Annotated in this window: 12 protein-coding genes; 8 read left to right on the forward strand and 4 right to left on the reverse strand. The window is 51.0% G+C overall.

The window, feature by feature from the left end:
- Positions 1–122 precede the first annotated feature (122 nt).
- The gene (locus AB9F29_RS09085; protein WP_369755400.1) at positions 123–2,384 is read left to right on the forward strand and encodes an NADP-dependent malic enzyme; all 2,262 of its coding nucleotides are present in this window, start codon (positions 123–125) and stop codon (positions 2,382–2,384) included.
- Positions 2,381–3,256, forward strand: a complete 876-nt coding sequence (locus AB9F29_RS09090) for a ribokinase (protein WP_369755401.1) — start codon at positions 2,381–2,383, stop codon at positions 3,254–3,256. Before AB9F29_RS09085 ends, AB9F29_RS09090 begins: the two co-directional genes overlap by 4 nt.
- On the opposite strand, the gene msrA is transcribed toward AB9F29_RS09090, so the two are convergent.
- Both msrA and AB9F29_RS09100 read right to left on the reverse strand, forming a co-directional pair.
- A complete protein-coding gene (msrA, locus tag AB9F29_RS09095) occupies positions 3,253–3,921 on the reverse strand; it encodes a peptide-methionine (S)-S-oxide reductase MsrA (protein WP_369755402.1) in 669 nt (222 codons plus the stop codon). The genes AB9F29_RS09090 and msrA overlap by 4 nt on opposite strands.
- 176 nt (positions 3,922–4,097) lie before the next feature.
- Entirely contained in the window at positions 4,098–5,342 is a 1,245-nt protein-coding gene (locus AB9F29_RS09100) for an argininosuccinate synthase (RefSeq protein ID WP_369755403.1), read from the reverse strand.
- A gap of 163 nt (positions 5,343–5,505) precedes the next feature.
- On the opposite strand from AB9F29_RS09100, the gene AB9F29_RS09105 reads away from it, so the two are divergent.
- Together AB9F29_RS09105 and ilvA are read left to right on the forward strand one after the other, a co-directional pair.
- The gene (locus AB9F29_RS09105; protein ID WP_369755404.1) at positions 5,506–6,270 is read left to right on the forward strand and encodes a hypothetical protein; all 765 of its coding nucleotides are present in this window, start codon (positions 5,506–5,508) and stop codon (positions 6,268–6,270) included.
- Between the two features lie 40 nt (positions 6,271–6,310).
- On the forward strand, positions 6,311–7,558 hold the full coding sequence (ilvA, locus tag AB9F29_RS09110) for a threonine ammonia-lyase IlvA (RefSeq protein WP_369755405.1): 1,248 nt from the start codon (positions 6,311–6,313) through the stop codon (positions 7,556–7,558).
- A gap of 8 nt (positions 7,559–7,566) precedes the next feature.
- On the opposite strand, the gene AB9F29_RS09115 is transcribed toward ilvA, so the two are convergent.
- A complete protein-coding gene (locus tag AB9F29_RS09115; RefSeq protein ID WP_335583913.1) occupies positions 7,567–7,884 on the reverse strand; it encodes an Hpt domain-containing protein in 318 nt (105 codons plus the stop codon).
- Positions 7,885–8,066: 182 nt separating this feature from the next.
- On the opposite strand from AB9F29_RS09115, the gene AB9F29_RS09120 reads away from it, so the two are divergent.
- The gene (locus AB9F29_RS09120) at positions 8,067–9,374 is read left to right on the forward strand and encodes a PP2C family protein-serine/threonine phosphatase (RefSeq protein ID WP_369755406.1); all 1,308 of its coding nucleotides are present in this window, start codon (positions 8,067–8,069) and stop codon (positions 9,372–9,374) included.
- Here the strand turns inward: AB9F29_RS09120 and AB9F29_RS09125 are convergent.
- Positions 9,355–9,792 carry an NUDIX hydrolase gene (locus tag AB9F29_RS09125; RefSeq protein ID WP_369755442.1) on the reverse strand — a complete coding sequence of 146 codons (438 nt, stop codon included), beginning with the start codon at positions 9,790–9,792 and terminating at the stop codon, positions 9,355–9,357. The genes AB9F29_RS09120 and AB9F29_RS09125 overlap by 20 nt on opposite strands.
- Before the next feature lie 76 nt (positions 9,793–9,868).
- Between AB9F29_RS09125 and AB9F29_RS09130 the strand changes: the two genes are divergently transcribed.
- Genes AB9F29_RS09130 through AB9F29_RS09140 form a run of 3 tightly spaced genes read left to right on the forward strand, consistent with a single transcriptional unit; the run spans position 9,869 to position 12,621 of the window.
- A complete protein-coding gene (locus AB9F29_RS09130) occupies positions 9,869–10,876 on the forward strand; it encodes an Hsp33 family molecular chaperone HslO (RefSeq protein ID WP_369755408.1) in 1,008 nt (335 codons plus the stop codon).
- Entirely contained in the window at positions 10,860–11,468 is a 609-nt protein-coding gene (locus AB9F29_RS09135; RefSeq protein ID WP_052274901.1) for a CoA pyrophosphatase, read from the forward strand. The genes AB9F29_RS09130 and AB9F29_RS09135 overlap by 17 nt, the downstream gene beginning before the upstream one ends.
- Positions 11,458–12,621 carry a CCA tRNA nucleotidyltransferase gene (locus AB9F29_RS09140; RefSeq protein WP_369755409.1) on the forward strand — a complete coding sequence of 388 codons (1,164 nt, stop codon included), beginning with the start codon at positions 11,458–11,460 and terminating at the stop codon, positions 12,619–12,621. Before AB9F29_RS09135 ends, AB9F29_RS09140 begins: the two co-directional genes overlap by 11 nt.
- The last annotated feature ends 20 nt before the right edge of the window (positions 12,622–12,641 follow it).

The raw sequence follows: 12,641 nt of genomic DNA on the forward strand, positions 1-12,641 counted from the left end.
GCCTCGTCCCCAGATAATTCTGGCCCGACTCTACAAAGCCAGCCGTCCTTACGAAAGGCGAATGTTGACGCTTGGCGCGAAGTTGTATTGGATGAAAGTCTTGCAAAAGGATACAGGCCCAAATGTCCACAAAAATGACAATCACAGACGCCGACGCACTCGCATATCACATGGAGCCCAGACCGGGAAAATTTGATGTCTCGCCGTCTACCCCTATGACCACCCAGCGCGATTTATCCTTGGCGTATTCGCCCGGTGTTGCCGTTCCGTGCGAGGCCATCGCCAAAAACCCAGATGCCGCGTATGACTATACAAACAAGGGAAATCTGGTCGCGGTTATTACGAACGGAACGGCGGTTTTGGGGTTAGGGAACCTTGGCGCGCTCGCGTCTAAGCCTGTAATGGAGGGCAAGGCTGTCCTGTTTAAACGCTTCGCGGATGTGAATTCGATCGATATTGAGTTGGACACCGAGGACCCCGAGGCCTTTATCAATGCTGTGCGTTTGATGGGGCCCAGTTTTGGCGGGATTAACCTTGAAGATATTAAAGCACCCGAGTGTTTTATTATTGAGCAACGCCTCAAAGAGGAAATGGATATTCCCGTTTTCCATGATGATCAGCACGGAACAGCGGTTATTTGCGCGGCTGGATTGATCAACGCGTTGAAAATATCTGGTAAGAAAATAGAGGATGTCCGTATTGTTTTGAACGGTGCTGGAGCTGCGGGTATTGCCTGTTTGGAGTTGATAAAATCCATGGGTGCGCAGCACAATAACTGCATCATGTGCGACACAAAAGGGGTTATTTATCAAGGCCGTACCGAGGGTATGAACCAATGGAAATCCGCCCATGCGGCCGTAACCGACCTGCGGACCTTGGAAGAAGCGATGCAGGACGCCGATATCTTCTTGGGTGTGTCCGCAAAGGGAGCTGTGACACCAGAGATGGTCGCGAGTATGGCGAAAGATCCCGTAATTTTCGCCATGGCCAACCCCGATCCGGAAATCACTCCCGAAGAAGCTCACGCCGTGCGCCCAGACGCCATCGTTGCCACAGGCCGCAGCGATTATCCGAACCAAGTTAACAACGTTCTGGGGTTTCCGTACTTATTCCGAGGCGCGCTCGATATCCGTGCTCGCGCCATCAACGATGAAATGAAAATCGCTTGCGCACATGCTCTCGCGGATCTGGCGCGCGAAGAAGTTCCTGACGAGGTTGCGATGGCTTATGGTCGGAAACTTCAATTCGGGCGCGATTATATTATTCCGACGCCGTTTGACCCGCGTTTGATTTATGTCGTGCCGCCCGCCGTTGCAAAAGCGGGGATGGACACGGGGGTTGGGCGACGTCCGATTGTCGATATGGTCGGATATGAGGAAAGCCTGCGGGCCCGTATGGACCCAACGGCCCACATTCTGCGCTCAATTAATGCGCGTGCTAAGGCCCGTCAGGCCCGAATGATTTTTGCCGAGGGCGACGATATTCGCGTGTTGCGCGCCGCCGTTAATTACCAACGTTCGGGTCTCGGTAAAGCGCTTGTCGTTGGCCGCGAAAGTGGTGTGGAGGAGCTTTTGGGGTCCGTAGGAATGGGGGATGCTTTCGGCGAGTTGGAGATTGTTAATGCCGCGAACACCCCGCATCTGGATACTTATAAAGACTATCTTTACAATAAGTTACAGCGTAGCGGTCATGATCGTCAGGATGTGAACCGGCTTGCTTCGCGGGATCGCCACGTCTTCTCTGCGCTTATGTTGGCACATGGGCATGGCGATGGTTTGGTGACAGGGGCGACCCGAAAATCTGCGCATGTTTTGGGGCTTCTCAACCATGTATTTGATGCGCGTGCCGAGGATGGTGCCGTGGGTGTGACGGCGCTTTTGTTGAATGGGCGCATCGTGTTGATCACAGATACACTGGTACACGAGTGGCCAGATCAGGAAGATTTGGCAACGATTGCGGAGCGCGGCGCAGAAGTTGCGCGGACGCTTGGACTAGAACCCCGCGTTGCCTTCGTGAGCTTTTCGACCTTCGGTTCCCCTGTTTCGGAACGCGCAGAAAAAATGCACCAAGCGCCGAAAGTTTTAGAACAACGTGGCGTGGACTTTGAGTTCGAAGGCGAAATGACCGTCGATGTGGCGCTGAACCCACAGGCCATGTCGCATTATCCTTTCAGTCGCTTGTCAGGGCCCGCCAACGTCCTTGTGGTTCCGGCGCGTCATTCCGCGAGTATTTCGGTGAAGCTGATGCAGGAGATGGCCGGAGCAACCGTAATTGGCCCAATCCTCACCGGAATTGACCAATCCATCCAGATTTGCTCAACAGTTTCCACATCGAGTGACATTCTAAACATGGCGATACTTGCTGCCTGTAAGGAGAAAAAATGACGGTCTTTAATCTAGGATCCATAAACGCGGATCACGTTTATTCAGTACCGCATTTGCCATTACCTGGGGAAACTTTGGCGGCGACGGGTTTTTCGATTGGCTTGGGCGGAAAGGGCACAAACCAGTCCGTTGCCGCAGCGCGAGCGGGTTCGGATGTTTTTCATATTGGTGCTGTAGGCCCCGATGGTGTTTGGGCGCGGGAAAAGCTTGCGGAATTGGGCGTTAATGTAGACGGGGTTTCGCAAATTCAAACACCCACAGGGCATGCAATTATCAATGTCGATGCAAACGCCGAGAACGCGATTGTTCTCTTTCCCGGTGCCAATGTTTCCCTCAGTGAAAGCGAGATTTCACGGGCTTTGGAGGCCGGGAAGGCGGGAGATACTCTATTGTTGCAGAACGAGACATCGCACCAAGCGTTTGCAGCGGAGTTGGCCCAAAAAAAGGGTATTCGGGTCGTGTATTCCGCTGCGCCATTTTCCATTGAAGCGGTGCGGGCAGTTTTGCCTTTTGTTTCGATGCTTGCGATGAACGAAGGCGAAGCAGCACAGCTTTGTGCCGCGTTAGGGACGAATATTGAAAACCTACCAGTCCCAGAGACCCTTGTGACGCTCGGGTCAAAAGGCGCTCAATGGCATGGAAACGGATCAAACTTAAACGTCGAAAGTTTTTCGGTTGTTCCTGTTGATACCACAGGCGCGGGGGACACATTCGCGGGGTATTTCGCGGCGGCACGCGATCAGGGAGCTGACGTCGCGCAGGCCTTGAAGTTGGCGTCAGCAGCGGCAGCGATCAAAGTTACCCGCGCGGGTGCAGCTGAAGCCATTCCCGCACGTGTAGAGGTCGATGTTTTCCTTAGTCAGCAAAGTTAGTGGCCCTGCGCAAACGGCGCGGCGCTACCCCAGAGTGCTAGGACTTTGGCGTCGCGGCCGCATCCTTTGCGGTATTTTTCATAGGCAGTGGACTGCTTCACAGGACCAAAACGTGTAAGAACCCGTTTGTTGCCTTTGTAATAATTCTGGTGGTTCGCTTCGGCCACATAAAAGGTCTTTGCGTTCAATACTGGTGTGACAATCTTTTGTCCAAGTTCCGTTTGAGCTTTGGAAATTGCGGCGTTGGCGATGTCCAATTCCGCCTGATTAGAGACGAATATCGCGGTGCGGTAACTGTCGCCACGATCACAGAACTGACCTCCCGCGTCCGTAACATCGACGGAGCGCAGAAAGAGATCCAGCAATTTGGAACGGTCAATTTTTGCGCTGTCATAAGTGATTTTGACCGCTTCAAAGTGACCGGATCCACCCTTAGAAACGATTTTATAGGTCGGGTTGGCGACAGTCCCGCCCGTATAGCCGGACACCGCCTCTATTACGCCCGACACCGATTCAAAATCGCTTTCGACACACCAAAAACAGCCACCGGCAACCACAAGCGTCTCGCTTTTTCCAGCACTTGCGGGATCGCAGTGAAGGATAAACCCAAGCGTTAAGGCAATTGCCAGCGTGATGGATTTAAAGCTGTACGATAGGTTTTTCATATTGATCTCCTCGTTACCCAATCTTTTTGCTCATTTTGGAATCATTGCAATCCCTTGAAACAGAATGTCACGCAAGCTTGAGCAGTCTTTACTGGATGAAATATGGGGAGTCGGGGTTCTAAAATCACTTAGGTCGAAAAAATGGGCTGCCAAAATCAATTCGGCAGCCCATGACATTATTTAAGTGATTTAACGCGGCGATTGCGCATTGCGATAAGTTTTAGGCGCAAGGCTTGAAGCTGAATGAAGCCCGCTGCGTCTTTTTGATCATAGGCGCCAGCATCCTCTTCAAAAGTCACATGACTCTCGGAATAGAGGCTGTGATCCGACCAGCGGCCGACGGTGCGCGCAAGACCTTTATAAAGCTTGAGGCGCACCGTTCCGGTCACGTGTTCTTGAGAATGGTCGATCGCGGCCTGCAGCATTTCGCGTTCCGGAGAGAACCAGAAACCGTTGTAAATGAGCTCGGCATATTTTGGCATCAACTCGTCTTTGAGGTGCATCGCGCCACGATCCATTGTGATGGATTCAATGCCACGGTGCGCTTCAAGCAAAAGCGTGCCGCCGGGTGTTTCGTAAATACCGCGGGATTTCATGCCAACAAAACGACCCTCAACAAGGTCGAGGCGCCCACAACCATGTTTGCCGCCTAGTTCGTTGAGCTTGGTCAGGATTGTTGCTGGTGACATTTCAACGCCATCAATTGCCGTCGCATCGCCTTTTTCAAAGGTAATCTCAATGAATTCGGGCGTGTTTGGCGCATCTTCGGGGTGAACCGTGCGCTGGTACACATAATCGGGCGCGTCAATGGCGGGGTCTTCGAGGACTTTGCCTTCGGAGGACGTGTGCAGCAAGTTCGCATCCACCGAGAAAGGCGCTTCACCGCGTTTGTCTTTGGCGATTGGGATTTGGTGCAGTTCCGCAAACTCAATGAGCTTGGTGCGGCTTTGTAAATCCCATTCGCGCCAGGGGGCGATCACTTTGATTTCTGGATTGAGCGCATAAGCGGCAAGTTCAAACCGGACCTGATCGTTGCCCTTGCCCGTCGCTCCGTGGGCGACCGCGTCGGCCCCAGTTGAGGCGGCGATTTCGACCAAACGCTTGGAAATAAGTGGACGCGCGATGGACGTACCCAGAAGGTAAAGCCCTTCATACTGTGCGTTTGCGCGGAACATTGGGAAAACGAAGTCGCGTACGAACTCTTCGCGCAGGTCTTCGATGTAAATATTCTCAGGCTTCACGCCCAAAAGCTCGGCCTTCGCACGTGCGGGCTCAAGCTCTTCGCCTTGGCCCAAATCGGCGGTGAAGGTAATAACCTCGCAACCGTATTCGATCTCAAGCCACTTGAGGATTATCGAGGTATCAAGGCCACCGGAATAGGCCAGAACAACTTTCTTGGGGGCGGTTTTGGGCGCAGACATGATCTTCTCCATATGGGTATCGCCGTGGCGTTACAGGGTTTTGCGCGGTGGGGCAAGTCTAGCGAAAGAAAGCGGAAGGGTTTTGAAAAATGTGATGTGCGTTGACCGATAGGTTTTGGGGCTGATAGGGCTAACACATTGAAAAAAATCTGTTGGAGAGATCATGCTTGGCTGGAAAATGTTTACCCATTCTATAAGAATGGTTTTTAGTGATTTCAAAGCATCCCTGCAGATTTCTGGCGTTCTCTATTCGGCGGTTCTTGTCGCACAATATTTTCTTCTTAAGCCGTTGGTTGAAATGGCCGAAGTAGGAGGCGAATTAACTGCCCCAGTACTCCTCTCGAGTTTGGCTGGTATCATAATTTCCATTGTGGCTGGCCTTTGGATTGCAGTGTCTTGGCACCGCTATGTATTGCTTGGGGAAAATAGCGGCGGGGTATTGCCACCTTTCGAAGGGCGCGTAGTGCTCAGTTATTTTTGGCGGGGCATATTGATTGGATTGGTCGGTTTCGTTGTCATGTTTATTATAGGATTTATAGTAGGAGCGATAATGTACGTGCTAAGGCCATTATTGATGTCCCTTGGGCTAAATGCCGAAATGATACTCATATTTCTTCTTTATATTCCAGCCTTTGCCGTATTCTATCGCCTTTCTCCGGTTCTTCCTGCGGTGGCGTTAGGTAAATCTATGTCGTTGAGGGAAGCGTGGAACGCGACGAGTGAATTGCGCGGGGCAATTTTGACGCTCGCGTTTATTGTATTTGCCGTATCAGTCGCGCTTTATTGGTTAACTGGGCTACTTTTCCCCACCGGGCTGATCTCCACGATAATCCAGAATGGTGTGATCGGTTGGATCAGTACGATGGTCGGCGTGAGTATATTGACCACAATCTACGGCATGGCGATTGAAGGACGCGAATTGCCTTAGGGCCTTGCTCTGAAGTGCAATTCGCGCGACATCTTGGGGCATGAACGATTTTTCCCAAAAAGCCCGTGCGGCAACCGAAGCAATGCGGGCGCTCTTTCCCGCGACGCCGTTATTGCGCAATGATCACCTCTCTGCGAAATTCGACGCCGATATTTGGCTCAAACGCGAAGATTTAAGCCCCGTCCGGAGTTATAAAATTCGTGGCGCGTTTAATGCGATGTCCAAGGTGCGGGCCAATGATCCAGCCCAAGAGTTGTTTGTATGCGCGAGTGCGGGAAACCATGCACAGGGCGTCGCGTTTGTTTGCCAGCATTTTGGGGTGAAGGGCGTGATCTATATGCCCGTCACAACACCGCAACAAAAGATTCAGAAGACTGAAATTTTTGGGAAGGATTTCGTCGAAATCCGTTTGGTGGGCGATTATTTTGATGCGACTTTAGCCGCGGCTCAGGTGTATTGCGCACAGGCGGGTGGTCATTTCCTCGCACCATTTGACGATGAGGATGTGATCGAGGGGCAAGCGAGTGTTGCCGTAGAGGCTTTGGCCCAACTCGGTCGTGCGCCTGATATGATGATTCTCCCTGTGGGAGGAGGGGGGCTTTCTGCTGGGGTTACTAAGTATTTTGCGTCTGAGGCATCCGAAACATTGCTTAAATACATCGAACCCGAAGGTGCGAAAAGCCTAACCGCCGCTCTCAATACCGGAGCACCGGTCACTTTGGGCCGAGTAGATAACTTCGTGGACGGTGCTTCAGTCGCACGTATTGGAGCGTTGAATTTTGTGGCTCTTTCAACGGTTGAGTTGGAAAACGTCTTGTCCGTACCCGAAGATCGCATTTGTTCGACCATTCTTGAAATGTTGAATGTAGAAGGAGTTGTTCTTGAGCCCGCAGGGGCTATGTCTATCGATGCTCTGGGAGATATTGCGGGTGAAATCCGAGGGAAAACAATAATATGTGTGACGTCAGGGGGGAACTTTGATTTTGAGCGACTCCCCGAAGTTAAAGAGCGCGCTCAACGGTTTTTGGGAGTGAAAAAATACTTCATTCTTCGGCTTCCGCAAAGACCAGGAGCTCTCAAGGATTTCCTGCTTATGCTGGGGCCAGACGACGACATCGCTCGATTTGAGTATATGAAAAAGTCTGCTCGAAACTTTGGAAGCGTGCTTATTGGTATTGAAACCAGAAGCGCCAGGAATTTTCCTATTTTGTTGGGAAAAATGGAAAAGGCTGGGTTTGCATATCGGGATATAACGTCCGATCAAACGCTTGCAGAATTCCTAATTTGATGCGACAGCTATGGCTGATTTGCAAGGAACTCCACTTTGGAGTCTTCATACGCCTTAAATAATCGAGGCAAATCGACTTCCTCTTTTCGCCCACCGGATGCCGCCTTTTCTCCTTGCTGGCAAACTTGTCCCATGAGTGTGAAGCCCAAGTTAAGGGCGCTGCCTTTTAAAAAATGCATCTCTTCTTCGAGGGAGATTGTACCGTTAGTCGACTTCAACCGTTCAATTACCTCATCGACTTCCTCCAGAAATAGGTCGGCTACCTCCTGAAAGTCCTCGATGCCCACTTCTTCTCGAAGTTCATTTACGCGATCCCAATCGATCATTGTCTACTCCAAAAACTCATCTCTAATTATTGCCGGAACCAATCCAATCGAAGTATATTTATTGGACTAAACTTAATAATACGTAACTGAAATTACTAAATCCTATCGAATTTTAGATTTCATCGACTGTTAAGTTGCATGTGTCAGGAGGGGAGGTAGAACCTTTAGGAGCGACCAAAAAAATGTCCGCAATTATGTTTAGCAACATAGAAAAAGCCGCCATTCCCAAAGCAGTTGAGGGCGCAATAAAACGTATTTTGGTGGTCGACGATAGTCGTGCACAGCGCCGCCTCCTTTCAACGATGTTGAAGCGGTGGGGTTTCTCCGTTCTGGAAGCTGGGTCTGGCGATGAAGCCCTTGAAATCCTTCAGACTCATAGTGCAGATCTCATTCTAAGTGACTGGATGATGCCGGGAATGAGTGGAGTGGAATTTTGCCAAATATTCCGCCAATTGGACAAGAAAAAATATGGGTACTTCATCCTTCTGACCTCCAAAAGTGAGAAGGAGGAGGTTGCGCATGGCCTCGAAGTTGGTGCCGACGATTTTCTAACAAAGCCCGTTTCATCCAATGAGTTACGTGCGAGAATCACTGCCGCTGAGCGAATTTTGAGCATGGAGCGCGAGCTGATTGAAAAAAATGCGTTGGTTTCGCGCACTCTGGACGAAATATCAGCGCTTTATGACACGTTGGATCGTGACCTAATTGAAGCAAAAAAACTTCAGCAATCCCTAGTGAAGGAAAGATATCGAAGCTTCGAAACCGCTCAAATATCTCTATTGTTAAGGCCTTCTGGCCATGTTGGCGGGGATTTGGTCGGTATGTTTCCTATTAGCGACACTGAAATTGGAATTTACGCAATTGATGTGTCGGGGCACGGCATCACATCGGCCCTTATGACGGCTCGATTGGCGGGGTATCTCTCTGGTGCGTCCCCCAAGCAAAACGTTGCGTTAGAGAAAAATGGCAAAGGAGGTTTTGCAGCAAGGCCACCAGCCGTGGCGACAGAACTTCTCAATCGCCTATGCCTAGAGGAAATGGATACAGAACACTACTTCACGCTGGTTCTCGCTATTTTGAATTTGGTCACGGGTGAAGTGGTTTTAACCCAAGCCGGCCATCCTCATCCCGCGATTCAAAGGGCGGACGGTACAATAGAGTATGTCGGCAATGGGGGGATGCCAGTAGGGCTTATTGAAGGGGCGACCTATGAAGAATGTCGCGCAACATTGTTGCAAGGTGATCGGTTATTGATCCTCTCTGATGGTATCACAGAGTGTCCCAACACCCTTGATGAGATGCTCGAAGAAGAAGGCTTGGAAGCACTTCTGTGGAGAAACCGACATGTCCAAGGGCCAGCGATGCTAGAAGCTCTCGTTTGGGATTTACAAGAATACGCGGGAGAAAATGAATTTCCCGATGATGTTTCGGCAGCCATGGTGGAATTCGGCCCCCCCCCACCCGTTTCACTCAATGATCAAGACGGCTAACGAAATACCTGTCTCCTTCGTTACCCAAAAGGGACGACGCTTCTCTAATCGTCATCCAATGAGCGGTATGAAAAGGTTCAGTTGGCGCACTCAATCGATAGACGGGCTGGGCTGCGAAGACATGACAAAGTTTTTCTGCCCAGATTTCATACTCGGGCATGAACACAAATCGTCGAAAAGACCCGACGAATTTAGGGGATGATATTTTCCAACCGGTTTCTTCGCGCACTTCGCGATGCAAGGCGGCAATCCCGTTTTCTCCGAAATCAATGCCGCCACCAGGTAGCTGAAATTCCACGTAAGGCTTAGATTGTAGGGTCACAAGCAGCTTGTTACCACGCGCCAAAATACCATAGGCTCCGGGTCGTAAGACATAGGTTTTTCCCCGCAGTGGCGCTTCTCCGAACCGTCTAATCATCATTCTACCCTTGGACTGTTGATTGCACCCCTTATATAGTCGCTGTAAGCCAACGCAACGAGCGTAAGGAATCCCCATGACTATTGGAAATAAAATTGCTTGGGACGACACAGTCCTCCCTTTTCAACTTGACCGCGCCGACATCCGTGGACGCGTCGCGCGCCTTGATGGCGTGTTGAATTCCGTTTTGGAACAGCACGACTATCCGCCAGCTATTGAGGCGTTGGTTGCGGAAATGACGTTATTGACGGCGCTGATCGGTCAAACGATGAAATCGAACTGGAAACTGTCGCTACAAGTCCGCGGAACTGGTGGTCCTGTCCGCTTGATTGCGACCGACTATTACGGCCCTTCAAAGGAGGGCGATGCGGGACGTGTGCGCGCCTATGCAAGCTATGATGCGGAGAGAGTTGACCCAAATGGCCCCGCCTTCGCGCAGCTTGGTAGCGGATATTTTGCGATCCTGATCGATCAGGGCGCAGGAACGAAACCCTATCAGGGGATCACTCCGATCGCTGGAAATTCTCTCTCGGAATGTGCCGAAACGTATTTCGCGCAATCCGAGCAACTTGCCACGCGGTTTGAATTGATCTTCGGGCGTTCGACAGAAAAGGGCGGCGTTGAAGGCTGGCGGGCTGGTGGTATGATGCTGCAACATATGCCCAAAGCGAGTCCGTTTGCGAAAAAAGATGAGGCGAATGGCGATCAAGGGCTTTTGACGGCAACGGATATGTTGGATCCGGATGAAGAAGACAATTGGAACCGCGCAAACATTCTGTTGGATTCAGTTGAACAGCTAGAACTGATTGGGCCAATCGTGTCACCAACCCAGCTACTGGTGCGGTTGTTTCATGAGGAAGCGCCACGCGTTTATGATCCTCAGCCGGTCGAGTTTGGTTGTACGTGTTCGGCCGAGCGGGTCGCGACAACCCTGTCGATCTATTCGCCGAAAGACCTTGCGTATATGACAAAGGATGACGGGTCTATTACTGCGGACTGCCAGTTTTGTGGCGCGCATTATGTGTTAGATCCAGCTACTGTTGGACGCGATGTCGTGAAAAATGCGGATGAGGCAAGTGCCTAGAGACCTTCTACAAGCAATTCTGGATGCCGCCTCACGGGGCGGCTCCTCTGACTTTGATCTCAATAGAAATGTCGTTTTGCCCCCGAACCGTCCCTTGCGTGAAGCGGCTGTCCTTGTGCCTGTGATTGAAACGGACCGTGGGTTTCAGCTTATTTTGACCAAACGGGCATCTCACCTTAAGCACCATCCCGGCCAAATTGCCTTTCCTGGCGGGAAGCGCGATGCCGAGGATGACACCCTCGTTACGACGGCCCTGCGAGAGGCGCAGGAAGAAATTGGACTTTTGCGCGACAATGTCGAAGTTTTGGGCCAGATTCCACCACATGAAACCGTCACTGGCTTTACAATGACGCCTGTTTTAGGCCTTGTTAGAGCCGAATTCGTACCAAATCCGGAACAGGGTGAAGTGGCTGAAGTTTTTCGAGTCCCTCTTGCGCATGTGCTTGATATTGAACGCTACCAAGTACAGTCTAGGAGCTGGCGTGGTGTTGAGAGAAATTATTATACAGTGCCGTTCGGACCCTATTATATCTGGGGTGCGACAGCGCGTGTTTTACGGCGGATGGCGGACGGTTTAAACAATGCGCATTGAGGGAAGTTGGTTAGATAACCCAAAGACACAAGCCATTTTTACGATGCTTAAGAGTGGGGGCCATCAGGCGTATTTTGTAGGCGGATGCGTTCGCAATGCCCTGCTGGGGGTTGCGACAAATGATATTGATATCGCCACAGATGCAGAGCCAACCCGCGTTTTAGCGCTCGCGCAGGAGAACGGTATTCGTGCCATTGAAACAGGTATTGAGCATGGAACTGTCACACTTGTTCAGGGCAAAACACCTTACGAGGTTACCACATTTAGGCGTGATGTCGAAACGGACGGTCGACGGGCTATTGTAGCGTTTTCGACCAACATTAAAGACGATGCGCGGCGACGCGATTTCACGATGAACGCGCTCTATGCGGATTCAGCGGGGACTGTTGTGGATCCATTGAACGGGTTGCCAGATCTACTTGCGCGTCGGGTTAGGTTCATCGAAAACGCCGAAGACCGCATTCGCGAAGATTATCTCAGAATCCTGCGCTTTTTTCGGTTTTATGCGTGGTACGGCGATCCAAATACAGGAATTGATGCTGAAGGTTTGGCGGCCTGTAGCGCGAATTTGGCCGGAATAGAGACTTTGGCCAACGAACGTATCGGCGCTGAGATGTTGAAGATTTTGGCGGCCGCTGATCCTGCGCCGGCCATGGCCGCTATGGCTCAATCTGGCGTTATAAGCGCGCTTGTTGTGGGTATGGACGCAAAGACACTACCGATTTTGATTCACTTTGAAACTCAAAACGATGTGAAACCAAACCCCATAAGAAGGCTAGCCACCCTTGGCGGGCAGGAGATCGAACAATCGCTGCGTTTGAGCAAGAGAGATGCAAAGCAATATAATACTTTGAGGAATGAGATCGGCTCAACGAGCGGCGCTGCGGCGCTTGGGTATCGGCTTGGTGCCGGGTCTGCTTTGGATGTGCTGCTTTTGCGCAGCGCAGTTTTTGAAACACCACCGCACCCTGATGCCAAATCTGAGGTTGCTCGAGGTGCGGCACAGGTTTTTAATGTAAGTGCGGCGGATTTAATGCCAAACTTATCTGGGGCCGCGCTTGGCAACGCTCTCAGAAAATTAGAACAAGAATGGATTAATTCGGATTTTGTATTGTCGCGACACGCACTTATTGAACGCGTGAAGGATTTTTAATTACAGCCAGTTAATTTGGG

Source organism: Falsihalocynthiibacter sp. S25ZX9 (genome assembly GCF_041205405.1).
GTDB classification, from domain to species: Bacteria; Pseudomonadota; Alphaproteobacteria; order Rhodobacterales; family Rhodobacteraceae; genus Falsihalocynthiibacter; species Falsihalocynthiibacter arcticus.